This window comes from Pseudomonas marvdashtae (assembly GCF_014268655.2).
GTDB lineage: Bacteria > Pseudomonadota > Gammaproteobacteria > Pseudomonadales > Pseudomonadaceae > Aquipseudomonas > Aquipseudomonas marvdashtae.
Genome location: NZ_JABWQX020000001.1, coordinates 4,074,595 through 4,098,998, shown reverse-complemented (window position 1 = coordinate 4,098,998; position 24,404 = coordinate 4,074,595). Strand labels below are relative to the sequence as shown.

General features: G+C 62.1%; 26 protein-coding genes. 24 read left to right on the top strand and 2 right to left on the bottom strand.

Going from position 1 to position 24,404, the window contains the following annotated elements:
- Positions 1-120 precede the first annotated feature (120 nt).
- The 14 genes from flhA to HU742_RS18465 all read left to right on the top strand — a co-directional run bounded on the left by flhA (position 121) and on the right by HU742_RS18465 (position 14,510).
- Entirely contained in the window at positions 121-2,250 is a 2,130-nt protein-coding gene (gene flhA / locus HU742_RS18530) for a flagellar biosynthesis protein FlhA (protein ID WP_186637156.1), read from the top strand.
- A gap of 11 nt (positions 2,251-2,261) precedes the next feature.
- Positions 2,262-3,611 carry a flagellar biosynthesis GTPase FlhF gene (flhF, locus tag HU742_RS18525; RefSeq protein WP_186610442.1) on the top strand — a complete coding sequence of 450 codons (1,350 nt, stop codon included), beginning with the start codon at positions 2,262-2,264 and terminating at the stop codon, positions 3,609-3,611.
- Positions 3,612-3,725: 114 nt separating this feature from the next.
- On the top strand, positions 3,726-4,556 hold the full coding sequence (gene fleN / locus HU742_RS18520) for a flagellar synthesis regulator FleN (RefSeq protein WP_003184001.1): 831 nt from the start codon (positions 3,726-3,728) through the stop codon (positions 4,554-4,556).
- Entirely contained in the window at positions 4,553-5,296 is a 744-nt protein-coding gene (fliA, locus tag HU742_RS18515) for an RNA polymerase sigma factor FliA (protein ID WP_014337177.1), read from the top strand. The genes fleN and fliA overlap by 4 nt, the downstream gene beginning before the upstream one ends.
- Positions 5,297-5,467: 171 nt before the next feature.
- On the top strand, positions 5,468-5,839 hold the full coding sequence (locus tag HU742_RS18510) for a chemotaxis response regulator CheY (protein ID WP_008006721.1): 372 nt from the start codon (positions 5,468-5,470) through the stop codon (positions 5,837-5,839).
- An 18-nt stretch (positions 5,840-5,857) separates the two neighbouring features.
- Positions 5,858-6,643 (top strand): protein phosphatase CheZ, encoded by a 786-nt coding sequence (locus tag HU742_RS18505; RefSeq protein ID WP_186637153.1) that lies wholly within the window; start codon positions 5,858-5,860, stop codon positions 6,641-6,643.
- Positions 6,644-6,673: 30 nt separating this feature from the next.
- The gene (locus HU742_RS18500; protein ID WP_186637150.1) at positions 6,674-8,917 is read left to right on the top strand and encodes a chemotaxis protein CheA; all 2,244 of its coding nucleotides are present in this window, start codon (positions 6,674-6,676) and stop codon (positions 8,915-8,917) included.
- 48 nt (positions 8,918-8,965) lie between these two features.
- Positions 8,966-10,099 (top strand): protein-glutamate methylesterase/protein-glutamine glutaminase, encoded by a 1,134-nt coding sequence (locus HU742_RS18495; protein ID WP_186643015.1) that lies wholly within the window; start codon positions 8,966-8,968, stop codon positions 10,097-10,099.
- Complete coding sequence (locus tag HU742_RS18490) at positions 10,099-10,839, top strand: flagellar motor protein (RefSeq protein ID WP_186610446.1); 741 nt, start codon at positions 10,099-10,101, stop codon at positions 10,837-10,839. The genes HU742_RS18495 and HU742_RS18490 overlap by 1 nt, the downstream gene beginning before the upstream one ends.
- Before the next feature lie 15 nt (positions 10,840-10,854).
- Entirely contained in the window at positions 10,855-11,739 is an 885-nt protein-coding gene (motD, locus tag HU742_RS18485; RefSeq protein WP_186610447.1) for a flagellar motor protein MotD, read from the top strand.
- Positions 11,740-11,788: 49 nt separating this feature from the next.
- Entirely contained in the window at positions 11,789-12,580 is a 792-nt protein-coding gene (locus HU742_RS18480; protein WP_186637141.1) for a ParA family protein, read from the top strand.
- Between the two features lie 96 nt (positions 12,581-12,676).
- Positions 12,677-13,555 (top strand): CheW domain-containing protein, encoded by an 879-nt coding sequence (locus HU742_RS18475; protein WP_186643016.1) that lies wholly within the window; start codon positions 12,677-12,679, stop codon positions 13,553-13,555.
- 72 nt (positions 13,556-13,627) lie between these two features.
- Positions 13,628-14,113, top strand: a complete 486-nt coding sequence (locus HU742_RS18470) for a chemotaxis protein CheW (protein ID WP_186637136.1) — start codon at positions 13,628-13,630, stop codon at positions 14,111-14,113.
- A 1-nt stretch (position 14,114) separates the two neighbouring features.
- A complete protein-coding gene (locus HU742_RS18465; protein ID WP_186610450.1) occupies positions 14,115-14,510 on the top strand; it encodes a DUF2802 domain-containing protein in 396 nt (131 codons plus the stop codon).
- Positions 14,511-14,769: 259 nt separating this feature from the next.
- Here HU742_RS18465 and HU742_RS18460 read toward each other — a convergent pair whose 3' ends face one another.
- Together HU742_RS18460 and fliK are read right to left on the bottom strand one after the other, a co-directional pair.
- The gene (locus HU742_RS18460; RefSeq protein WP_186610451.1) at positions 14,770-15,099 is read right to left on the bottom strand and encodes an EscU/YscU/HrcU family type III secretion system export apparatus switch protein; all 330 of its coding nucleotides are present in this window, start codon (positions 15,097-15,099) and stop codon (positions 14,770-14,772) included.
- The gene (gene fliK / locus HU742_RS18455) at positions 15,096-16,667 is read right to left on the bottom strand and encodes a flagellar hook-length control protein FliK (protein WP_186643017.1); all 1,572 of its coding nucleotides are present in this window, start codon (positions 16,665-16,667) and stop codon (positions 15,096-15,098) included. Before fliK ends, HU742_RS18460 begins: the two co-directional genes overlap by 4 nt.
- A 197-nt stretch (positions 16,668-16,864) precedes the next feature.
- Between fliK and ccmA the strand changes: the two genes are divergently transcribed.
- The 10 genes from ccmA to HU742_RS18405 all read left to right on the top strand — a co-directional run bounded on the left by ccmA (position 16,865) and on the right by HU742_RS18405 (position 24,250).
- On the top strand, positions 16,865-17,500 hold the full coding sequence (gene ccmA, locus HU742_RS18450) for a cytochrome c biogenesis heme-transporting ATPase CcmA (protein ID WP_186643018.1): 636 nt from the start codon (positions 16,865-16,867) through the stop codon (positions 17,498-17,500).
- Positions 17,497-18,165, top strand: coding sequence for a heme exporter protein CcmB (ccmB, locus tag HU742_RS18445; protein ID WP_186637128.1), 669 nt, complete (start codon positions 17,497-17,499; stop codon positions 18,163-18,165). Before ccmA ends, ccmB begins: the two co-directional genes overlap by 4 nt.
- A 95-nt stretch (positions 18,166-18,260) precedes the next feature.
- On the top strand, positions 18,261-19,016 hold the full coding sequence (locus HU742_RS18440; protein WP_186637126.1) for a heme ABC transporter permease: 756 nt from the start codon (positions 18,261-18,263) through the stop codon (positions 19,014-19,016).
- Positions 19,013-19,189 carry a heme exporter protein CcmD gene (gene ccmD, locus HU742_RS18435; protein ID WP_007939192.1) on the top strand — a complete coding sequence of 59 codons (177 nt, stop codon included), beginning with the start codon at positions 19,013-19,015 and terminating at the stop codon, positions 19,187-19,189. The genes HU742_RS18440 and ccmD overlap by 4 nt, the downstream gene beginning before the upstream one ends.
- A complete protein-coding gene (gene ccmE, locus HU742_RS18430; RefSeq protein WP_186637124.1) occupies positions 19,186-19,641 on the top strand; it encodes a cytochrome c maturation protein CcmE in 456 nt (151 codons plus the stop codon). The genes ccmD and ccmE overlap by 4 nt, the downstream gene beginning before the upstream one ends.
- 3 nt (positions 19,642-19,644) lie before the next feature.
- Positions 19,645-21,630 (top strand): heme lyase CcmF/NrfE family subunit, encoded by a 1,986-nt coding sequence (locus HU742_RS18425; protein ID WP_186637122.1) that lies wholly within the window; start codon positions 19,645-19,647, stop codon positions 21,628-21,630.
- Positions 21,627-22,163, top strand: a complete 537-nt coding sequence (locus tag HU742_RS18420; RefSeq protein WP_186643019.1) for a DsbE family thiol:disulfide interchange protein — start codon at positions 21,627-21,629, stop codon at positions 22,161-22,163. The genes HU742_RS18425 and HU742_RS18420 overlap by 4 nt, the downstream gene beginning before the upstream one ends.
- Entirely contained in the window at positions 22,160-22,633 is a 474-nt protein-coding gene (locus tag HU742_RS18415) for a cytochrome c-type biogenesis protein (protein WP_186637118.1), read from the top strand. The genes HU742_RS18420 and HU742_RS18415 overlap by 4 nt, the downstream gene beginning before the upstream one ends.
- On the top strand, positions 22,626-23,828 hold the full coding sequence (gene ccmI / locus HU742_RS18410) for a c-type cytochrome biogenesis protein CcmI (RefSeq protein WP_186643020.1): 1,203 nt from the start codon (positions 22,626-22,628) through the stop codon (positions 23,826-23,828). Before HU742_RS18415 ends, ccmI begins: the two co-directional genes overlap by 8 nt.
- Before the next feature lie 14 nt (positions 23,829-23,842).
- The gene (locus HU742_RS18405; RefSeq protein ID WP_186610462.1) at positions 23,843-24,250 is read left to right on the top strand and encodes a hypothetical protein; all 408 of its coding nucleotides are present in this window, start codon (positions 23,843-23,845) and stop codon (positions 24,248-24,250) included.
- The last annotated feature ends 154 nt before the right edge of the window (positions 24,251-24,404 follow it).

The following is a 24,404-nucleotide window of genomic DNA, read 5'->3' as shown; positions in this document are numbered from 1 at the left end:
AGGCACCCCTCCAAACCTATCTATTTCAACCTCCGGCAAAAGTTGGAAGGCTTCTTGCAATACCCCGCCTGCGCCCCTTCCGGGCGTCAAAAGTTTGCTTCACAGGAACGGGGAATTTTGGTGGATCGCTCTCAGTTACTCAGCAATGCGCGCAGCAACGTAGCAGACCTCAGCCGGGGTAATCTGGGCGTGCCGCTGTTGCTGCTGGTCATGCTCGCCATGATGATGCTGCCGGTCCCGCCGTTCCTGCTGGACGTGTTCTTTACGTTCAACATCGCTTTGTCGATCGTCGTGCTGCTGGTGTGCGTATACGCTTTGCGGCCGCTGGATTTCGCCGTCTTCCCGACCATTCTGCTGGTGGCCACGCTGATGCGGCTGGCGCTGAACGTAGCGTCGACGCGGGTTGTCATGATCCACGGCCACGAAGGTCACGAAGCCGCTGGTAAGGTGATCCAGGCTTTTGGCGAGGTGGTAATCGGCGGTAACTACGTGGTCGGTATCGTGGTTTTCGCGATCCTGATGATCATCAACTTCGTCGTGGTGACCAAGGGTGCCGGGCGGATTTCCGAGGTGAGTGCGCGTTTTACCCTCGATGCGATGCCCGGCAAGCAAATGGCGATCGACGCCGACCTCAACGCCGGCCTGATCGACCAGAACCAGGCCAAGGCCCGTCGTCTTGACGTGGCTCAGGAAGCCGAGTTCTACGGTTCCATGGACGGTGCCAGTAAATTTGTGCGCGGCGACGCCATTGCCGGTCTGTTGATTCTGTTCATCAATCTGATCGGCGGCATGGCCGTGGGTATTTTCCAACATGGCATGACCTTCGGTGACGCCGGCAAGGTTTACGCCTTGCTGACCATCGGTGACGGTTTGGTGGCGCAATTGCCATCACTGTTGTTATCCACAGCCGCCGCGATCATGGTGACCCGTGCTTCGGGCTCCGAAGACATGGGCAAGCAGATCGGCCGCCAGATGTTCGCTTCGCCCAAGGCCCTGGCCGTGGCCGCGGGCCTGATGGCAGTCATGGGGATCGTGCCGGGCATGCCGCACTTCTCCTTCCTGTCCATGGCTGCGATGGCGGCGGGTGGCGCCTACCTGTTCTGGAAGAAGCAGAATGTGCAAAAGGTCCAGGCGTTGGAAGAGGTCAAGCGCCAGCAGGAACTGCTGCCGTCGCCGGCCCGCGCCATGGAAACCAAGGAACTGGGCTGGGACGACGTGACGCCGATCGACATGATCGGCCTGGAAGTCGGCTATCGCCTGATTCCATTGGTCGACCGCAACCAGGGTGGTCAGTTGCTGGCGCGGATCAAGGGCGTGCGCAAGAAGCTGTCCCAGGACCTGGGCTTCCTGATGCCCACCGTGCACATCCGCGACAACCTCGACCTGGCGCCGAGCGCCTATCGCCTGACGCTCATGGGCGTGATCCTGGCCGAAGCCGAGATCTACCCGGACCGCGAGCTGGCGATCAACCCGGGGCAGGTCTACGGTTCGCTCAACGGCATTACCGCCAAGGATCCGGCTTTCGGCCTGGAAGCGGTGTGGATCGAAATCAGCCAGCGAGCCCAGGCCCAGTCCCTCGGTTATACCGTGGTGGACGCCAGCACCGTGGTCGCGACTCACTTGAACCAGATTTTGTACAAGCACTCCAGCGAGCTGATCGGCCACGAGGAAGTCCAGCAACTGCTGCAAGTACTGGCCAAAGGCTCACCGAAGTTGGCGGAAGAATTGGTGCCGGGCGTGGTTTCGCTGTCGCAATTGCTCAAGGTATTGCAAGCGCTGTTGGCCGAACAAGTCCCGGTGCGCGACATTCGCAGCATCGCCGAAGCGATCGCCAACAACGCTTCGAAGAGTCAAGATACCGCCGCCTTGGTCGCTGCGGTGCGGGTCGGCGTATCCCGTGCAATCGTCCAAAGCATTGTAGGCACTGAGTCTGAGCTGCCTGTGATCACTCTGGAGCCAAGGTTGGAACAGATATTGCTCAATAGTCTGCAGAAGGCAGGACAAGGCTCGGAAGAGGGTGTTCTGCTGGAGCCAAGCATGGCCGAGAAGCTGCAACGTTCGTTGATCGATGCGGCCCAACGGCAAGAGATGCAAGGCCAACCGGTGATCCTGCTGGTGGCCGGTCCGATTCGCGCGATGCTCTCGCGATTCGGGCGCCTCGCGGTCCCGGGGCTGCATGTGCTGGCGTACCAGGAAATACCGGACAACAAGCAAGTGACCATCGTTGCGACAGTAGGGCCCAACGGCTGAGGTAGTGGTTTATGCAAGTGAAGCGTTTTTTCGCCGCCGATATGCGTCAGGCCATGAAACTGGTTCGTGACGAGCTGGGCGCTGAAGCAGCCATCATCGGCAACCGTCGTATCGCCGGCGGTGTCGAGCTGACGGCGGCTCTGGATTACAAATTGTCGGCGCTGGCCCCGCGGGTTCCGAACATGGAACTCGAGGACGAGCTGCGCAAGACCCAGTCGCGCATCGCCAGCGCCCAGGCCGAGCTGAGCCTGCGCAGCAGCGAAGGCGAGGGCAGCGCGGGCACCAATCGCCAATTGTTCGCCGGTCAGCCATTGACGGCCGGCCTGCCGCTGACCGCTGCCGAACCGCTGATCGAGCCAGCCCTGGCCGAGCCGCGTCGTCCGGCACCGGTGCAGGCAGCGCCAGCGGCGGGTGTTGACCCACGTGCCCTGGACTCGATGCGTTTCGAACTCAACAGTTTGCGCGAGCTGATGGAAGTCCAGCTTGGCTCGCTGGCCTGGAACCAACTGCAAGGCAGCCGTCCGGCCCAGGCCAACCTGTGGCGTCGCCTGCAACGCATTGGCCTGTCCGGCCCGTTGTCGCGCGACCTGCTGGCGCTGATCAACGGCATCGAAGAGCCTCGCCAGGCCTGGCGCATGTTGCTTGCACACCTGGCGCGGATGATCGCCACGCCGGAAGTCGAGCCATTGGAGGAGGGCGGCGTCATCGCCATGGTCGGCCCTGCCGGCATGGGCAAGACCACCACCCTGGCCAAGCTTGCGGCTCGTTATGTACTCAAGTACGGCGCTCAGAGCATCGCGCTGGTGAGCATGGACAGTTTCCGCATCGGCGCCCAGGAACAACTCAAGACCCTGGGTCGGATCCTCAATGTGTCGGTGACCCATGTGGATCCGGGCCAATCCCTGGCCCAGGCGCTGGAGCCTTTGATGCGCAAGCGTGTCGTGCTGATCGACACCGCCGGCCTGCAAGCCAGCGATCCGGCCCTGCGCATGCAGCTCGAAAGCCTGGCCGGGCGTGGCATCAAGTCAAAAAATTATCTCGTGTTGGCAACCACCAGCCAGAAACAGGTTCTAACCGCCGCATACCACAGCTACAAACGCTGCGGGCTGGCCGGCTGCATCCTGACTAAACTGGACGAAACGGCAAGCCTGGGCGAGGTGTTGAGCCTGGCAATCGGTCATGAACTACCGGTGGCCTACCTGACCGACGGGCCGCGGATCCCGGATGATTTGCATCTGCCGCGCCGTCATCAACTGGTCAGTCGTGCCGTGAGTGTGCAAATGCAGGAAGAACCCAGCGAAGAAGCCATGGCTGACATGTTCGCTGATATCTACCACAGCCCGACCAAGCAGGTTGGCTGAGGTAATCATGAATATTTTTTGTACCTACATCGATGGTCTGCCATGCATTGTTCCGAGTGAACGCGCAGCCAGTAATGTGGCCTCCGTCTAAGTAAGACAAGGTAAAGAACGAACATGGGCAGCATGCATCCCGTACAGGTGATCGCGGTGACCGGCGGCAAAGGTGGCGTCGGGAAGACTAACGTGTCAGTGAACTTGTCCCTGGCTCTGGCAGAGCTTGGCCGACGGGTCATGCTGCTGGACGCCGACCTGGGCCTGGCAAACGTCGACGTGTTACTGGGGCTTACCCCCAAGCGCACGCTGGCGGACGTGATCGAAGGTCGCTGTGAACTGCGTGACGTGCTCCTGCAGGGGCCGGGCGGGATTCGCATCGTGCCGGCTGCCTCCGGCACCCAGAGCATGGTTCACCTGACCCCAGCCCAGCACGCGGGCCTGATCCAGGCTTTCAGCGACATCGGTGACAACCTCGATGTGCTGGTGATCGACACGGCCGCCGGCATCGGCGACTCGGTTGTCAGTTTCGTGCGCGCCGCCCAGGAGGTCCTGCTGGTGGTGTGCGACGAGCCGACGTCCATCACCGATGCCTACGCCCTGATCAAATTGCTTAACCGCGACTATGGCATGAACCGCTTCCGCGTCCTGGCCAACATGGCCCAGAGCCCGCAGGAAGGCCGGAACCTGTTCGCCAAGTTGACAAAGGTCACGGATCGCTTCCTGGACGTCGCCCTACAATACGTCGGCGCAGTGCCTTACGACGAAAGCGTACGCAAGGCTGTCCAGAAGCAACGTGCCGTTTATGAAGCCTTTCCACGTTCCAAATGCGCGCTGGCGTTCAAGGCGATCGCCCAGAAGGTCGATACCTGGCCACTGCCGGCCAACCCACGCGGGCATCTGGAATTTTTCGTCGAGCGTCTCGTGCAACAAACAGCAGGGCCCGTGTTATGACAGCCAGCGGTTACAACCATCTCTACAAAAAATCGGCACGGGACGCCCAGTACGAATTGATCGAGCGTTACGCGCCCCTGGTCAAGCGCATCGCCTATCACTTGCTGGCGCGCCTGCCGGCCAGCGTCCAGGTCGAAGACTTGATCCAGGCGGGCATGATCGGCTTGCTCGAAGTGTCGAACAAATACGACGCGAGCAAGGGCGCCAGTTTCGAGACCTATGCCGGTATCCGCATTCGCGGGGCGATGCTCGATGAAGTCCGCAAGGGCGACTGGGCGCCGCGTTCGGTGCATCGCAATACGCGTATGGTCAGTGACGCGATTCGCGCTATCGAAGCTAAAACCGGACGTGACGCTAAAGATCACGAGGTTGCGGCCGAACTCCAGTTGAGTCTCGATGATTATTACGGGATTTTGAACGATACCTTGGGCAGTCGCCTGTTCAGTTTCGACGACCTTTTGCAGGACGGCGAACACGAAGGGCTGCACGAGGATAACGCGAGTGCTCACATGGAGCCGTCGCGTGACCTGGAAGATGAACGTTTCCAGAGCGCGCTGGCGGATGCGATTGCCAATCTGCCGGAACGTGAGCGACTGGTCTTGGCGCTGTACTACGACGAAGAGCTGAACCTCAAGGAAATCGGTGAGGTCCTGGGGGTCAGCGAATCGCGGGTCAGCCAGTTACACAGCCAGTGCGCGGCCCGCTTGCGGGGGCGTTTGGGGGAGTGGCGAGCGCGCTGACGGGCAGTGTGGGGACGCTGCGAGCGGGGCTGGCACGGCATGTGTGTGCCGGGCCAGTCTCATCCGTTGTGCTCCAGACCGTTGTCGAGTGTTATGCCGGAATTGATTGAAATGGCGCGTCCAGGTGCTGGGCGCGTTTAAGACTGCTTGGAGGTCGAATTGGACAAGAACATGAAAATCCTCATCGTTGATGACTTCTCAACGATGCGGCGGATCATAAAAAACCTGTTGCGTGACCTCGGGTTCACCAACACGGTCGAGGCCGACGATGGCATCACTGCCATTCCCGTCCTCAACAGCGGGAGCATCGACTTTCTGGTGACTGACTGGAACATGCCTGGCATGACCGGTATCGACTTGCTGCGCCACGTGCGCGCCGACGAAAAACTCAAGCACCTTCCGGTGCTGATGGTGACTGCCGAAGCCAAGCGCGAGCAGATCATCGAAGCGGCCCAGGCCGGTGTAAACGGCTATGTGGTCAAACCCTTCACGGCCCAGGCGTTGAAAGAGAAGATCGAAAAAATCTTCGAACGCATCGGTTAACGGCGCCACGGGGGAGCTATGGACAACGAATCTTCAATGGGTGATTTCGAATCGACCCTGAAAAAACATGCCCGCGAACTGGTCGACAGCCTTGAAAAGGGCCGCTTCGGTGATGCGGTTCAAATGATTCATGAGCTCAACCAGACCCGTGACCGAGGTCTGTACCAGGAAGTCGGCAAGCTCACCCGTGAACTGCACAGTGCGATCGTCAATTTCCAGATCGACCCGAACATGCCACAGGCCGAGGAAGTCTCGCAGATCACCGACGCCACCGAGCGCTTGGGTTATGTGGTCAAGCTGACCGAAGCCGCCGCCAACCGCACCATGGACCTGGTGGAAAGCGCAACACCCCTGGTCAACGGCCTGAGCGATGAAGCCCAGGCGTTGAGCACCGATTGGGGTCGGTTCATGCGTCGCGAAGTCGGCGCCGAGGAGTTTCGGGAGCTGGCCCGTCGGGTCGACGGTTTCCTGACGCGAAGCAGCACCGAGAACCGTGCCGTGGCGAGCAACCTCAACGACATTCTGCTGGCCCAGGATTACCAGGACCTGACCGGTCAGGTGATCAAGCGCGTGACCCAACTGGTCACCGAAGTGGAAAGCAATTTGCTCAAGCTGGTGTTGATGGCCAGCCAAGTCGACCGCTTTGCCGGCATCGAGCACGACCGTGAAGCGATGCTTGCTGAAAAAGATCCACAAAAACATCTCTCTCAGGGTGAAGGTCCGCAGATTCATGCCGATAAAAGAGAAGACGTTGTGTCCGGTCAGGACGATGTGGACGATTTGCTGTCCAGCCTTGGATTTTGAGTTTTAGCCCTATTTTAGGAGCAGCCATTAATGAGCTTCGGCGCCGATGAAGAGATCCTTCAGGATTTCCTGGTTGAGGCCGGCGAGATTCTAGAGCAACTTTCCGAACAACTGGTCGAGCTGGAAAGCCGACCTGATGATGCGGACCTGCTCAATGCAATTTTTCGCGGTTTCCACACTGTAAAAGGAGGCGCCGGCTTCCTCCAACTCAACGAGCTGGTGGAGTGCTGCCACATTGCCGAGAACGTGTTCGACATCCTGCGCAAGGGTGAGCGTCGCGTTGATTCGGAACTGATGGACGTGGTGCTCGAAGCGCTGGATGCGGTCAACAGCATGTTCAGCGAAGTGCGCGAGCGCTCGCCGGTCACCGCTGCCACCCCTGAGTTGCTCGCCGCGCTGGCACGCCTGGCCGAGCCGCAATCGGCTGACGAAGCCGCGCCTGCCGAACCTGTGGCTGAAGAGCCGGTTGCCGAGGCATCGGGTGACATCACCGATCATGAATTCGAATCGCTGCTGGACTCGCTGAACGCCGTCAAGGCACAGGCTGAGGCTCCGGCCGCGCCTGCTGCGCCAGCCACCGGCGCAGCTGCCAGCGACGAAATTACCGACGCTGAGTTCGAGTCGCTGCTCGACCAGCTTCACGGCAAGGGTCAGTTTGCTGCCGATGCCGTCGCAGCCCCGGCGGCCCCGGCCCCGGCCGCGCCAAAGGCGGCTGGCGATAATTCCGACATTACCGATGATGAGTTCGAGGCGTTGCTCGATCAGCTGCATGGCAAGGGAACCTTTGCCGTCGATGCGCTGGATTCGGCCATCGCTTCCGCGCCGACCCCGGCCAAGCCAGCCGCCGCGGCAGCTGGCAGCGACCTGATCAGCGATCACGAATTCGAATCACTGCTCGACGAGTTGCACGGCAAGGGCAAGTTCAGCGAAGTCGGTACGGCCTCTGCCGCGCCGACGGCTACCGCTGCGCCTGTCGCCAAGGCCGCGCCAAAACCGGCCGCCAAGGCACCCGAGCCCAAGGCCGAGACACCCAAGCCCGCCGCTGCTGCACCGGCGCCTGCCCGTGCGCCGGCTGCCCCGCCCGCCGAAAAACCGGCCAGCGAAGCCGAGACTACCGTTCGGGTCGACACCGCGCGCCTGGACGAGATCATGAACATGGTCGGCGAACTGGTGCTGGTGCGTAACCGCCTGGTGCGCCTGGGCCTCAACAGCCAGGACGAAGCCATGTCCAAGGCCGTGTCCAACCTCGACGTGGTCACGGCCGACTTGCAGACCGCGGTCATGAAGACCCGGATGCAGCCGATCAAGAAAGTCTTCGGGCGCTTCCCGCGCCTGGTTCGTGACCTGGCTCGCCAGCTCAAGAAAGAAATCATCCTGGAACTGGTGGGTGAAGAGACCGACCTCGACAAGAACCTTGTCGAGGCCCTGGCCGACCCGCTGGTCCACTTGGTGCGCAACGCGGTCGACCACGGCATCGAGTCGCCGGAAGAGCGCGAAGCCTCGGGCAAGGTCCGCGGCGGCAAGGTGATCCTGGCCGCCGAGCAGGAGGGTGACCACATCCTGCTGTCGATCTCCGACGACGGCAAGGGCATGGACCCGAACGTGCTGCGCGCCATCGCGGTGAAACGCGGCGTGATGGACAAGGATGCGGCCGATCGCCTGAGCGAATCCGAGTGCTACAACCTGATCTTCGCCCCGGGTTTCTCGACCAAGACCGAGATTTCCGACGTGTCGGGTCGTGGCGTGGGCATGGACGTGGTGAAAACCAAGATTTCCCAGCTCAACGGCTCGATCAACATCTACTCGACCAAGGGCCAGGGCTCCAAGATTGTCATCAAGGTCCCGTTGACCCTGGCGATCATGCCGACCCTGATGGTGATGCTGGGCAACCAGGCCTTCGCCTTCCCGCTGGTCAACGTCAACGAGATCTTCCACCTCGACCTGTCGCGCACCAACGTGGTGGACGGCCAGGAAGTGGTGATCGTGCGGGACAAGGCCTTGCCGCTGTTCTACCTCAAGCGCTGGCTGGTCAGCTCCGCCGCTCATGTCGAGCAGGGCGAAGGCCATGTGGTGATCCTTTCGGTGGGCACCCAGCGGATCGGCTTCGTTGTCGATCAATTAGTTGGCCAGGAAGAAGTGGTCATCAAGCCATTGGGCAAGATGCTCCAGGGCACCCCGGGCATGTCCGGCGCCACCATCACCGGCGACGGCCGCATCGCGTTGATTCTCGATGTGCCTAGCATGCTCAAGCGCTACGCCGCTCGGCGTATTTGATTCTGGAGGGGCGTGGCCCAGCGCCGCGCCTCGTCTAACGGAGTGTTTATGGTAGTTAAAGTCCTGGTGGTGGACGATTCGGGGTTCTTCCGCCGCCGCGTCTCGGAAATTCTTTCAGCGGACACGAGCATTCAGGTCGTCGGCACGGCGACCAATGGTAAAGAGGCGATCGATCAAGCCCTGGCACTCAAGCCGGACGTGATCACCATGGACTACGAGATGCCGATGATGGATGGCATCACGGCGGTGCGGCATATCATGCAGCGCTGCCCGACCCCGGTATTGATGTTTTCCTCCCTGACCCACGAAGGCGCTCGCGTCACCCTCGATGCGCTGGACGCCGGGGCCGTGGATTTCCTGCCAAAGAATTTCGAAGACATTTCGCGCAACCCGGACAAGGTCCGGCAGATGTTGTGCGAGAAAGTCCATAGCATCTCCCGCAGCAACCGACGCGTCAGTGCCTACAGCGCACCTGCGCCTGTGCCTACGGCCGCGCCGACGCCTGCGCCAACGCCAGCGTCGTCCAGCGGTTTCAACCTGGCACCGGTTCGCAGTGCTCCGGCACCCGCTCCCGCTCGTTCGGCGCCTGCCAGCGCTTCGTCGTCGGCGCCCAAGCGCAAGGCTTACAAGCTCGTCGCCATCGGCACGTCCACGGGCGGCCCGGTCGCGCTGCAGCGGGTCCTGACCCAGTTGCCGGCCAATTTTCCGGCCCCCATCGTGCTGATCCAGCATATGCCTGCCGCGTTCACCAAGGCTTTCGCCGAGCGCCTGGACAAGCTGTGCAACATCAGCGTCAAGGAAGCCGAGGATGGCGACATCCTGCGTCCAGGGCTGGCGCTGCTGGCGCCGGGTGGCAAGCAGATGATGATCGACGGCCGTGGCGCGGTGAAAATCCTGCCGGGCGATGAGCGTTTGAATTACAAACCATGCGTCGACATTACCTTCGGTTCCGCCGCGAAATCCTACGGCGACAAAGTTCTGGCGGTGGTGCTCACCGGCATGGGCGCCGACGGTCGCGAAGGCGCGCGCTTGCTCAAGCAGGGCGGCAGTGCGATCTGGGCCCAGGATGAAGCCAGTTGCGTGATCTATGGCATGCCGATGGCGATCGTCAAGGCGGACCTGGCCGATGCGGTCTACAGCCTGGACGACATCGGTAGACACCTGGTCGAGGCGTGCCTGTAATGGATGTGCTCAGCCTGATCGGCATCATCATGGCGTTTGTCGCCATCATTGGTGGCAATTATCTGGAAGGCGGTCACCTGGGCGCGCTGGCCAACGGCCCGGCCGCACTGATCGTGATCGGTGGCACCGTCGGCGCTGCGTTGTTGCAATCGCCGATGAGCGCGTTCAAGCGCGCCATGCAGGTACTGGTCTGGATTTTGTTCCCGCCTCGGGTCGATCTGGCCGGAGGCATCGACCGCGTCGTCAACTGGAGCCTCACCGCTCGCAAGGAAGGCTTGCTGGGTCTGGAAGGGGTGGCCGATGCCGAACCCGACAACTACTCGCGCAAAGGCCTGCAATTGCTGGTGGACGGCGCCGAACCGGAAGCGATCCGCAGCATCCTGGAAGTGGATTTCTACACCCAGGAAAGCCGCGACATCGAAGCGGCCAAAGTCTTCGAAAGCATGGGCGGCTACGCGCCGACCATCGGCATCATCGGCGCGGTCATGGGCCTGATCCACGTGATGGGCAACCTGGCCGATCCGTCGCAACTGGGCAGCGGTATCGCCGTGGCCTTCGTTGCCACGATCTACGGCGTGGCGAGTGCCAACCTGGTGTTGCTGCCGATTGCCGCCAAGCTCAAGTCCATTGCATTGCGCCAGTCGCGCTACCGCGAAATGTTGCTGGAAGGCATCCTGTCGATCGCCGAAGGCGAGAACCCGCGCTCCATTGAGTTGAAGCTCCAGGGCTTCATGGACTGATGGAGGATATGGAAAATGGCCCGTCGCAGGCATCGTGAAGAACACGTCAACCATGAACGCTGGCTGGTTTCCTACGCCGACTTCATCACGCTGCTGTTCGCTTTTTTCGTGGTCATGTATTCGATCTCGTCGGTCAACGAAGGCAAGTACAAAGTGATCTCCGAGGCGTTGATCGGGGTCTTTACCGACTCCGACCGCGCCCTCAAGCCCATTCCCATCGGTGACGAGCGTCCGAAGACAACGACACCGGCCAAGCCTCTGGTCAGGGACGCCGAGCAGGTCGACGCCGGCATTGCCGGTGGCAGCGACCCGCTGAAGAGCATCGCCGATGACATCAGCGCGGCGTTCGGCGACCTGATCAGTTCCAACCAGATGACCGTGCGCGGCAATGAGTTGTGGGTCGAGATCGAACTCAATTCCAGCCTGTTGTTTGGCAGTGGCGACGCGATGCCCAGCGACATGGCGTTCACCATCATCGATAAGGTCGCGACAATCCTGAAACCGTTCGACAACCCGATCCACGTCGAAGGCTTCACCGATGACCAGCCGATCCGCACTGCGCAGTACCCGACCAACTGGGAACTGTCCTCGGCCCGTTCGGCGAGCATCGTGCGCATGCTGGCCATGCAGGGCGTCAATCCCGGTCGGCTGGCATCGGTGGGCTATGGCGAGTTCCAGCCGGTGGCGAACAACGCCACCGCCGAAGGCCGTGCGCGCAATCGGCGGGTGGTGCTGGTGGTCTCGCGCAACCTCGATGTCCGTCGCAGCCTGACCGGCACTGGCACGGCGAACGCAAAACCGGATGCGGCATTGAAGCGGGCTGGCACACAAACTGCACCGCCCCCGGTCAAGTCGCCGGTAAGACAGAACGCCGTCAATTCTCCGTCACCGGCTTTATAACCGAGCTATTTCTCGGTCGAGCGCGTCTCGATCGGGAGGAACGATCCGAATGAGAGTCTGGGCAGTCGCCAATCAAAAAGGTGGTGTGGGCAAAACCACATCTTCCATCGCTCTAGCCGGTTTGCTGGCCGAGGCGGGCAAGCGCGTGGTCATCGTCGATCTGGATCCCCACGGCTCGATGACCAGTTACTTTGGCTACGATCCCGACAGCCTGGAGCACAGCAACTACGACCTGTTCCTGCACAAGGGTAGCGTGCCCGAGGGCTTGCCGGGACAGTTGCTGTTGTCCACCAGCGACGAGCGGATTTCCCTGTTACCGTCGAGCACGGCCTTGGCCACCCTGGAGCGCCAATCGCCTGGTCAGAGCGGCCTGGGGCTGGTGATCGCCAAGAGTCTGGCGCAGCTGTGGCAGGATTTCGATTACGCAATCATCGACAGCCCGCCGTTGCTCGGGCTGTTGATGGTCAATGCCTTGGCGGCGAGCCAGCAGTTGGTGATTCCGGTGCAGACCGAACATTTGGCCGTGAAAGGCTTGGAACGCATGGTCAACACCCTGGCGATGGTCAACCGCTCGCGCAAGCAATCGCTGGCCTTCAGCATCGTGCCGACCTTGTTCGACCGCCGCACCCAAGCGTCCCTCGGCACCCTGCGTGTGCTGCGGGACATGTACCCGGACGACATCTGGCAAGGCTATATCCCGGTTGATACCCGCCTGCGCGACGCCAGCCGCGCAGGCGTCACGCCGTCGCAATTCGACGGCAAGAGCCGTGGCATACTGGCCTACCGTGCGCTTCTCAAGCACCTGCTGGCCCAGCAGCTCGTTCCGCAGCAGGTGGCTTGAGGTGATGAGGTTCTCCATTGACGTTGTGTTCGCTTGCGGGCGCTCAAGTCCTGCCGTATCCATGCCGATAACCTTTTCAAGTGGCGCACAGTTCCTATGAACCGCCCGATCAAGACAACCTCGCGTCCGCAAATGGCCTTGCAGTCCTATCTGGACGGGCTATTGCAGGAAGCGACTGAAGAATTACCGGCGCAGCCGACTGCGGCCGAGGCGTTGCCCGGGCCGGTCGAAGCCGAGCCTGAAGCGGTGCTGGATGAGTTCCAGGCGGCGGTGCTCGAAGAGCAGGCCCGTGATGCACGGCCGCCAGTGGCTGCCGCAGTGCTCGAGGCGCCGACCAGCAAGCCGCAGGTGGCGGTGATGCAAGCGCCTGCGCCGATCCTGGCGCCGGTTTCGACCGTCGCACCGTTGTTGCAAGGCCTGGCGACGCCGGTGGTGGAAATCTACCTGCCGCCGAGCAGTCCGCCGCCGCCGGTGCCGGGCGATGACCGTCCGGCGTGGGCTGCCGAGCCGTTCGAGTGCCTGTTGTTCGATGTCGCCGGGTTGACCCTGGCGGTGCCGTTGGTCTGCCTGGGATCGATTTATTCCCTGGCTGGCCAGGAATTGACACCGTTGTTCGGCCAGCCGGAGTGGTTCCTCGGGATCCTGCCGAGCCAGGCCGGCAACTTGAAAGTGCTGGATACCGCGCGTTGGGTCATGCCGGACCGTTATCGCGATGATTTTCGCCAGGGCCTGCAGTACGTGATTTCAGTGCAGGGTTACGAGTGGGGTTTGGCGGTGCACCAGGTCAGCCGTTCGCTGCGCCTGGACCCGAACGAAATCAAATGGCGCAGCCATCGAGGGCAACGGCCATGGCTGGCCGGTACGGTGATCGAACACATGTGCGCCTTGCTGGACGTTTCCGAACTGGCGGAGCTGATCGCCAGCGGCGGGGCAAAACACCTGGACGGCGCCAAGCCGGTCCGCAAACCAATATAAGACAACCGGTGGCGCAGGGCGCCGCCGGACAGAACACACACCGCCACAGGCGGTTTTTCGAGGGGTCAGGGTATGAATGATAAAGCGTCGTCTCAAAAGGGTTCTGAAGATCCGATTCTGCAATGGGTGACCTTCAAGCTCGATAACGAAACGTACGGCATCAACGTGATGCGCGTTCAGGAAGTGCTGCGCTATACCGAGATCGCCCCGGTTCCAGGTGCGCCAAGTTATGTACTGGGGATCATCAACCTGCGTGGCAACGTGGTCACGGTGATCGATACCCGTCAGCGCTTCGGCCTGCAAAACGCCGAGATCAGCGACAATACCCGGATCGTCATCATCGAAGCCGACAAGCAAGTGGTTGGCATCATGGTCGACAGCGTTGCCGAAGTGGTTTACCTGCGTCAGTCAGAAATCGAGACGGCGCCGAACGTGGGTAACGAAGAGTCCGCCAAGTTCATCCAGGGCGTGTGCAACAAGAACAACGAGTTGCTGATCCTGGTTGAACTGGACAAGATGATGAGCGAAGAAGAGTGGTCGGAACTGGAGAGTATCTGATTTGATTCTTGAGGTAGCAGTCATTGTCCTGTTCCTTTTCTGGGCAGGCACGCTGGCGATGTTCGTGGCGTACATCCGCGCCCAGCGGCAGATCGCCGCTGAGCAGGCCCAGGGCGATGCGCTGCGCGACCAGCGCATCCGCGACCTGGCCAAGCGCGTCGACGATTACCAGAACGGCACCGTGCGCATGGGCGAAGCGCTCCATGAGCTGCGTGCCGTCGTCGCGCCGTTGCCGGACAAGTTGGCGCAACTGGAACAACGCGACCCCTCCAGCCTGTCCTTCGCCCAAGCCGCCCGACTGGTCGGCATGGGCGCCAGCGTCGACGAACTGACCCAAGCCTGCGGCCTGACCCAGGCCGAGGCGGAGTTGATGAGCAAGTTGCACAAGGGCGGTTGATTGCTTTGAGCGGCAAGCTGCAAGAGATCGCAGCCTTTGGCGGTGCCTATAGAGGTTCAAATACCTCTATAAGACCTGCCGGAGGTTGCGATTTTTTTTTCAACCCGTAGCCTTTGAAACGCATTCCCCGTGGCGAGGGAGCTTGCTCCCGCTGGGGCGCGTAGCGGCCCTAAGTTTTTGGCGGTCGCTGCATACTTGGGGCGGCTGCGCCACCCAGCGGGAGCAAGCTCCCTCGCCACGGGAGCAGCGTCGTCTCTGGTCAGTAATCATCCCCCCGATCCGTCACATCCTTCTCGACAGGCTGCGCATGCGGGTCAAACCCTTGGGGAAACTTGCCCTTCAGGTTCCAGGCAAACGCAATGATCTCGGCAATCGTGCGGTACAGCTCTTCCGGGATGCTGTCGCCCAACTCCATCCGTGCCAGAAGCTTCACCAACTCGGCATTTTCGTAGATCGGCACTTCGCTTTCCCGGGCGATGCGCAGGATTTCCTCGGCCAGGGCTTCGTCGCCCTTGGCGGTGAGGGTCGGGGCGTGGTGGCCGTCGTACTTGAGGGCGATGGCCTGGCGGGGTTCGGTGTGGGTTGTCATGCGGTTTCATCCACCCAGCGTTGTTCCAGGCGAGTCTTCGGGCCTTGAGGCGGAGTGCCGACGTGGCAGTCCAGTTCGCCGACGTTCAGCCCGCACGTCACCAGGCGTTCACGCAACGCGGCCAGGTTGCTTTCGATCAGGCTCGCGGTGTACGGCCTTTGCGCCCATAACTGGCTGGACAGGCTGCCGCTGAGCAACTGCGCCTGGATCTGCAGCGGCCCCAGCGGCTCCATATCGAACGCCAGCTCTACTCGCCAGAGCTGCTGTTTCGGTTCGTGTTGTTCCCGGCGTTCATCGGGCTGTTCCCGGGGCGGGGTTTCCTCGCGTTGGAACTTGACCTGCAACGGCACGATGTCCTGCAGGTTGCGCATCGGTATCTCCAACTGCCAAGTGCTCATCAGCCGACCGTCGTCGGTCAGCCCGGTTTGCTCCAGGCTCGACAATTGATGGCTTTGCAGGCGCGACACGGCGGCAGCCGCCAGGCGCAACAGATGTTCCAGATCGCCTTCTTCGTCTTGGCCTTTGAGCAGTCGCGACGGCAGGGGGAAGACTGTCGGTTGCGGCTTGGCGCTGACTTGGCCGAGCATGCCCAGGGCGCTGCGCACGAAGCTGGGCAGTGCCTGGGCCAAAGTATTGGCGGCGATGACCGCGGTAAGGTTGGTGGAGGCGGGCAGGGCCGGTGTCAGTTGGGCGATCAGCTTCAATAGGTCGCCTTTCATGTCCGGCGCCAGGCTCGGCGGTTGACCGGCCAGCAGTTTGCTTTCCAGGAACACGCCACTGGCGACCATGGCCTGGGCCAGGCCCTTGGGGCTGCTCAGTTGCTGCATGTCGGGCAGATTGGCCAACAGCCGTGTGACGGCGGCGCGCAGCTCGGGCCCGGCGTCGTCGCTAGCGGGAAGGTTTTGCAGGGCGGTGAGCAAGCCGTCCAGCGAACCCTGGCGGCTCACTTGCGTCACCAGTTGCTGGCTCACCGCCAATTGCTCCTGGCGATTGCTCAGGGGAACGAATTTCAACGTCTGGGCATCTTGCACCTGGGCACTCAACAGCGTGCCGATGCGCAATGGCTGGGGGCTGTCGATGTCCAGCGTACTGCCGGCCTGGACGGTGTTGAGCAGGCTCACCAGCGAGCGATACACCGCCGGTTGCCCGGGCAATTGCGGCAACGCCTGGCTGGTCAGCACTTTGCCCTGCAGCAGCGTACCCACGGGCAGTTGCGTCGTGTCGATTCGGGTCAAGGTGGCAACGCTGGAGGCCAGGGCCTGCTGCACGGTAATCGCCAGGTTGCTGGCGGACGGTTGGGTCACGGCCAGGCTGGTGCCTTGCGGCAATGGTTGGGTGCTGGTGGCCTGCACCGTGGCCTGGCGACCGCTTTCCAACGTGACCTTGAGCAGCAGTTGAAACGCCTGGTCCGCCTGTTTGAGCGACAGCACCTCGGCCTTGGCGGTCTGGCCGGGCCCGATCAGGCCTTCAGCCGGCGCCAGCAGCTTGAGCAGCTCGCCAGTCACCGCTGGCATGCGCGTGGTTGCCGTTGGCTGAGGCAGCGGCGGGATGTTCATGTCGCCTGTCATCTGCGGTCTTACCTTGGGGAAATAAGCCCTCTTGGGAGTAGGGCTTCACATGTATAATGCCGCCCGCCTTCCAGGGAGTGGCAAAAACCTCGCTTTTGTTGACGCAGCTCTGTGGAACAGGCCATCAATGCATCTATGCTGCACCACTTTAACGGCCGCTGCATTGCCGACTTGAACCGTATAAGGCCCGTGATCCCTTGACCAGTCCTCTCTTGCAAACCGTTGGCCTCGCCTGTGAGCGAGACCTGCGACTGCTTTTCGAAAATCTCGAATTGAGACTCTCCCGTGGCGATATGGTGCAGATCAGTGGGCCCAACGGCAGCGGCAAGACCAGCCTGTTGCGCCTGCTGGCCGGGTTGATGCAGCCCACCGCCGGCGAGGTGTTGCTCAATGGCCATCCTTTGCACAGCCAGCGCAGCGAGCTGGCCCGCAACCTGCTATGGATCGGCCATGCCGCCGGTATCAAGGATCTGCTGACCCCTGAAGAAAACCTCAGTTGGCTCTGCGCGCTGCATCGGCCGGCCGGGCGCGAGGCGATCTGGCAGGCCTTGGCGGCGGTAGGTTTGCGTGGCTTCGAAGATGTGCCGAGCCACACCTTGTCCGCCGGGCAGCAACGCCGCGTGGCCCTGGCCCGGTTGTACCTCGACAGCCCGCCGCTGTGGATTCTCGACGAACCTTACACCGCCCTGGACAAGCAGGGCGTCGCGCAACTTGAAGAACATCTGGCCCGGCATTGCGAGAACGGTGGGATGGTGATCTTGACTACTCACCACACATTGGCCCGGATGCCGTCCGGTTATCGCAACATCGATCTGGGGAACTGGGCGGTATGAGTGTGTTTGGCCTGTTGCTTGCCCGTGAGGGGCGCCTGCTGTTTCGCCGTCCGGCCGAACTGGCCAACCCGTTGGTGTTCTTTGCGATTGTCATCGCGCTGTTCCCGTTGGCGGTCGGTCCAGGGACTCAATTGTTGCAAACCTTGTCGCCTGGGCTGGTCTGGGTGGCAGCGCTTTTATCGGTCCTGCTCTCGCTGGACGGGCTTTTCCGCAGCGATTTCGAAGACGGTTCCTTGGAACAGTGGGTCCTTTCGTCGCACCCCCTGGCCCTTCTGGTTTTGGCCAAGGTACTGGCACACTGGGTTTTTTCCGGCCTGGCGTTGGTGTTGCTTTCACCACTGCTGGCGATGATGCTGGGGTTGCCCGCTGAATGCATGCCGGTGTTGCTGTTGTCGCTGCTGCTGGGTACGCCGGTGCTGAGCCTGCTCGGCGCGGTGGGCGCGGCGTTGACAGTGGGGCTCAAGCGCGGCGGCCTGTTGCTGGCCTTGCTGATCCTGCCGTTGTACATCCCGGTGTTGATCCTGGGCAGCGGCGCCTTGCAGGCGGCGTTGCAAGGCATGCCGGCGACTGGTTACCTGCTGTGGCTTGGGAGCCTGACCGCCCTGGCGATAACCCTGACACCCTTTGCAATAGCCGCTGGCCTGAAGATCAGCGTCGGCGAATAATAATGAGGCCTGGTCAAAAACTGACCACTTCTTCTTGAAGTAAAGGCCGACCTGGCGACTCGTGATGGCGAGCCGCGACCGTGATGGAAACTGCAATGAACTGGACCTGGTTTCATAAGCTCGGCTCACCCAAATGGTTCTACGGCATCAGCGGCAAAATGCTGCCTTGGCTGAGCGTCGCCGCCCTGTTGCTGATCGGCATCGGCCTGGTCTGGGGCCTGGCCTTCGCGCCGCCGGACTACCAGCAAGGCAACAGCTTTCGGATCATTTACATCCATGTTCCGACGGCGATGCTGGCCCAGTCCATCTACGTAATGCTGGCGGTATGCGGTGTGGTCGGGCTGGTGTGGAAGATGAAACTGGCCGACGTCGCCTTGCAATGCGCCGCGCCCATCGGCGCCTGGATGACTGCCGTGGCGCTGGTCACCGGGGCGATCTGGGGCAAGCCGACCTGGGGCTCGTGGTGGGTCTGGGATGCACGACTGACGTCGATGCTGATCCTGCTGTTCCTGTACTTCGGTCTTATTGCGCTGGGCAACGCCATCAGCAATCGTGATAGCGCCGCCAAGGCCTGCGCGGTGCTGGCGATTGTCGGCGTGATCAACATCCCGATCATCAAATACTCGGTGCAATGGTGGAACACCTTGCACCAGGGCGCGACGTTCACCCTCACGGAAAAACCGGCGATGCCGGTGGAGATGTGGCTGCCGCTGTTGCTGACAGCGCTGGGTTTCTACTGTTTCTTCGGCGCGGTGCTGTTGCTGCGCATGCGCCTCGAAGTGCTCAAGCGCGAAGCCCGGGCCAGCTGGGTGAAGGCCGAAGTACAGAACAGCCTGGAGGCCGCTCGATGAGTTTCGCGTCATTCGGCGATTTCCTCGCCATGGGCCATCATGGCCTGTATGTCTGGTCAGCCTATGGCATTTGCCTGGCGGTGCTGGCCCTCAACGTGGCGGCGCCGATCCTGGCCCGCAAGCGGTATCTGCAACAAGAGGCGCGTCGTCTGCGCCGGGAGAACGGTCAGTGAATCCGCTGCGCAAAAAACGTCTTGTCATCATCCTTGCGATCCTCGTCGGGGTCGGCGCTGCGGTCGGCCTGGCCCTGAGCGCTTTGCAGCAAAACATCAACCTGTTCTACACGCCGACCCAGATTGCCAACGGCGAAGCGCCCGAGGACACCCGCATCCGCGCCGGCGGCATGGTGGAACAGGGCTCGTTGGTGCGCTCTGGCGATTCACTGGACGTGAAGTTCAACGTCACCGACTTCAACAAGACCGTGACCATCACCTATCGCGGGATCCTGCCGGACCTGTTCCGCGAAGGGCAAGGCATCGTCGCCCTGGGCAAGATCAACGCCGACGGCGTGGTAGTGGCCGATGAAGTGCTGGCCAAGCACGACGAGAAATACATGCCGCCGGAAGTGACCAAGGCCTTGAAAGACAGCGGCCAGTCGGCGCCCGCTCCCGTGAAGGAGGGTTGATCGATGACCGGTCTCTTTATTCCCGAGTTGGGCCACCTGGCGATGATCCTGGCCTTGTGTTTTTCCGTGGTGCAGGCAGTGGTGCCGTTGCTCGGTGCCTGGCGTGGCGACCGTTTGTGGATGAGCCTGGCCCAGCCGGCGGCATGGGGGCAGTTCGCGTTCATGCTGTTTTCCTTCGGTTGCCTGACCTACGCGTTCATGGCCGATGATTTTTCCGTGGCCTATGTCGCCAGCAACTCCAACAGTGCCTTGCCCTGGTACTACAAGTTCAGCGCGGTGTGGGGCGCTCACGAAGGGTCGCTGTTGCTCTGGGCGTTGATTCTCGCCGGCTGGACCTTTGCGGTCTCGGTGTTCTCCCGGCAATTGCCGCAAGTGATGCTCGCCCGCGTGCTGGCGATCATGGGCATGATCAGCATCGGTTTCCTGCTGTTCCTGATCGTCACCTCCAACCCGTTCGAGCGCATCCTGCCGCAAGTGCCAATGGACGGTCGCGACCTCAATCCGTTGCTCCAGGACATCGGCCTGATTGTCCATCCACCGATGCTCTACATGGGCTACGTCGGATTCTCCGTGGCCTTCGCCTTCGCCATCGCCGCGTTGCTCGGGGGTCGCCTCGATGCGGCCTGGGCTCGCTGGTCGCGCCCGTGGACCATCGTTGCCTGGGCCTTCCTCGGCATCGGCATCACCCTCGGTTCGTGGTGGGCCTACTACGAGCTCGGTTGGGGCGGCTGGTGGTTCTGGGACCCGGTGGAAAACGCCTCGTTCATGCCATGGCTGGTCGGTACGGCGTTGATCCACTCCTTGGCCGTTACCGAAAAGCGCGGCGTATTCAAGAGCTGGACCGTGTTGCTGGCCATCGCGGCCTTCTCCTTGAGCCTGTTGGGCACGTTCCTGGTGCGTTCCGGCGTGCTGACGTCGGTGCATGCCTTTGCCTCGGACCCTGAGCGCGGTGTGTTCATCCTGATGTTCCTGCTGTTCGTGGTCGGTGGTTCGCTGACCCTGTTCGCCCTGCGTGCCCCGGTGGTGAAGAGTCAGGTTGGCTTTAACCTCTGGTCACGGGAAACCCTGCTGCTGGGCAACAACCTGGTGTTGGTGGTGGCGGCGTCGATGATCCTGCTGGGGACGTTGTACCCGCTGGTGCTCGACGCATTGTCCGGGGCCAAGCTGTCGGTCGGCCCGCCGTACTTCAACGCGTTGTTCATCCCGCTGATGGCGATCCTGATGGTGGTGATGGCGGTCGGCATGCTGGTGCGCTGGAAAGACACGCCGGTGAAATGGCTGGTAGGCATGTTGACACCGGTGCTGCTGGGCACGGCTGCCCTGGCCGTGGTGGCTGGCGTTGCCTATGGCGACTTCAACTGGGCGGTGCTGGCAACGTTTGCGCTGGCGGCCTGGGTGTTGCTGGCCGGTGTGCGGGACATCTTCGACAAGACCCGCCACAAAGGCCTGATCAAGGGCCTGCCGACGCTGACCCGCAGTTATTGGGGCATGCAGATCGCTCACTTGGGCATCGCCGTCTGTGCCTTGGGCGTGGTGTTGTCCAGCCAGAACAGCGCCGAGCGCGACCTGCGCCTGGCGCCGGGCGAGTCCATGGACCTGGGCGGTTATCAGTTCGTCTTCGAGGGCGCCAAACACTTCGAAGGCCCGAACTTCACCTCCGACAAAGCCACCGTGCGGGTCATTCGCAACGGCCAGGAAATCACCGTGCTGCATCCGGAAAAACGCCTCTACACCGTGCAGAACTCGGTCATGACCGAAGCCGGGATCGATGCCGGTTTCACCCGCGATCTTTACGTGGCGCTGGGCGAATCCCTGGGTGATGGCGCGTGGGCGGTGCGGGTCCACGTCAAGCCGTTCGTGCGCTGGATCTGGTTCGGTGGCTTGCTCACCGGCTTGGGTGGGGTGCTGGCGGCGCTGGACCGGCGTTATCGAGTCAAGGTGAAAGCTCGGGTGCGTGAAGCCCTGGGTGTGAATGGAGCCACTGCATGAAACGTTGGTTGATGGTGTTGCCGCTGGCGCTGTTCCTGTTGATGGCGGTGTTTTTGTACCGTGGGCTGTATCTGAATCCGAGCGAGTTGCCCTCGGCGATGATCGGCAAGCCGTTCCCGGAGTTTTCCTTGCCCTCCGTGCAAGGTGACAAGACCCTGACCCGCGCCGACCTGCTGGGCAAGCCGGCGCTGGTCAATGTCTGGGGCACCTGGTGCATTTCCTGCCGGGTCGAGCACCCGGTGCTGAACAAACTGGCCCAGAACGGCGTGGTGATCTACGGCGTCAACTACAAGGACGTCAACGCCGATGCCCTCAAGTGGCTGGCCGAGTTCCACAACCCTTATCAATTGGACATCCGCGACGAAGAAGGCACCCTCGGCCTGAACCTGGGCGTCTATGGCGCGCCGGAAACGTTCTTCATCGACGCCAAGGGCATCATTCGCGACAAGTTTGTCGGCGTGATCGACGAACAGGTCTGGCGCGAGAAACTGGCGGCCAAGTATCAGGCCCTGGTGGATGAGGCCAAGCCATGAAGCGCTGGTTAGCTGCCGTCGTTCTTGGCTTGAGCCTGGCCGGCGTGGCTCACGCCGCCATCGACACCTATGAGTTCGCTAACGAGGGTGAACGCGAGCGGTTTCGCGAACTGACCAAGGAACTGCGCTGCCCCAAATGCCAGAACCAGGACATCGCCGACTCCAATGCTCCAATTGCCACCGACCTGCGCAGGGAAATCTTCCGCATGCTCGGCGAGGGCAAGGACAACCAGCAGATCATCGATTTCATGGTTGATCGCTACGGTGAGTTCGTGCGCTACAACCCGGCCCTGTCCTCCAAGACCGCGCTGCTCTGGTTCGGCCCGGCCGGGCTGCTGCTGGGTGGTTTGGTCGTCATTGCGGTGATCGTGCGTCGCCGCCGGGTCCAGCGCAGCGCCGACCCGGACACGCTTTCTGTCGAAGAGCGCCAGCGCCTCGACCAACTGTTGGAAAAAACCAAGCATGATTGATTTCTGGCTCGCCGCAGGTCTGCTCCTCCTGGTTGCCCTGAGTTTCCTGTTGATTCCTGTGTTGCGCGGTCGCCGCGCCCAGTTGGAAGAAGACCGCACCGCGCTGAACGTGGCGCTGTACCAAGAGCGCGTCGCCGAACTGCAGGCCGAGCGGGAGGAGGGCGTGCTCAACGCCGCGCAACTGGACACTGGCCGCGCCGAGGCCGCGCGGGAACTGCTCGCCGACACCGAAGGCGCCGATGCGCCGCGTGAATCCCGCTTGGGCAAGCCGTTGCCACTGCTCGCTGCTGTGCTGGTGCCGATATTGGGCCTGGCGCTGTACCTGCATTTTGGCGCCAGCGACAAGGTCGAGCTGACCCGTGAGTTCGCCCAGGCGCCGCAGTCGATGGAAGAAATGACCTTGCGCCTGGAGCGCGCCGTGGCGGCACAACCGGACTCCGCCGAGGGCCTGTATTTCCTCGGTCGGACTTACATGGCGCAGGACCGGCCGGCGGACGCGGCGAAGATCTTCGAGCGCACCGTGGCGGTGGCCGGTCGTCAACCCGAGCTGCTGGGCCAGTGGGCCCAGGCGCAGTATTTCGCCGACGGCAAGAAATGGTCGGACAAGGTCCAGGCCCTGACCGACGAAGCGCTGAAGCTCGATCCGAAGGAAGTCACCAGCCTCGGGCTGTTGGGGATTGCCGCGTTCGAAGGCGAGCGCTATCAGGAAGCGATCGATTATTGGGGGCGCCTGCTGGCGCAATTGCCTGAAGGCGACAAGTCCCGTGAAGCATTGCAGGGCGGCATTACCCGCGCCAGCGAGAAGCTCAAGGCCAGTGGCGGCAAGGTCGCTCAGGCGCCAGCGACCAAGGCTGCGGCGCTGCTCAAGGTGCGTGTCGACCTGGATCCGGCCCTCAAGGCCAAGGTGCAACCGGGCGACAGCGTGTTCATCTTCGCCCGCGCCGTTTCCGGTCCGCCGGCGCCGCTGGCGGCCAAGCGCCTGACCGTCGCCGACCTGCCGGCCAACGTCGAGCTGGGCGACGCCGATGCGATGATGCCGCAACTGAAACTGTCCAACTTCCCCGAAGTCCAACTGGTGGCGCGCATCTCCCGGGCCGGTCAACCGACCGCCGGCGAGTGGATCGGTCGCAGCCAACCCTTGGCGAGCAGTACCACCGCGCTGCAACAATTGACCATCGACAGTCCGGACCAATGACAGGAACTCGCACCATGACCGCCATCGCTCGTATGACCCTGCTTACGCTCGTCCTGGGCCTGAGCGCTTGTGCGGTTCAGCGCCCACCGGAGCCTTCGACGCCGTTACCGCCCATTCCGCCGTCGACACCGACCACCAAGCCGGTGCCGTCGACCGCGCCTGGCAAACCTGTAACCCCGAACAAACCGGCCAAACCAGTGCCGCGCACCTCCGCCAGCTTCGCCCCGCCACCGGGTGGCAACAGCCACTGGGATGCCAAGCTCGGGGTTTATGTCCTGGATAACCAGACCAACACCTTCTACCGCCAGCGCACCTATTACCGCTGGAACAACGGCTGGAGCCGCTCCGTCAGCCCGAACGGGCCATGGGAAGAGACCACCATCGAGGGTGTGCCGGCGGGGCTCGGACGCAAATTCAACTGACGACTGCGATCATTCCCACGCTCCGCGTGGGAATGCCGCCCCGGGACGCTCCGCGTCCTCTGTGACGCAGAGCGTCACTGGATGCATTCCCACGCAGAGCGTGGGAACGATCGGTAACGCTGCGTTGCGGCGTCAGACAGTAGAAGGTTCGACC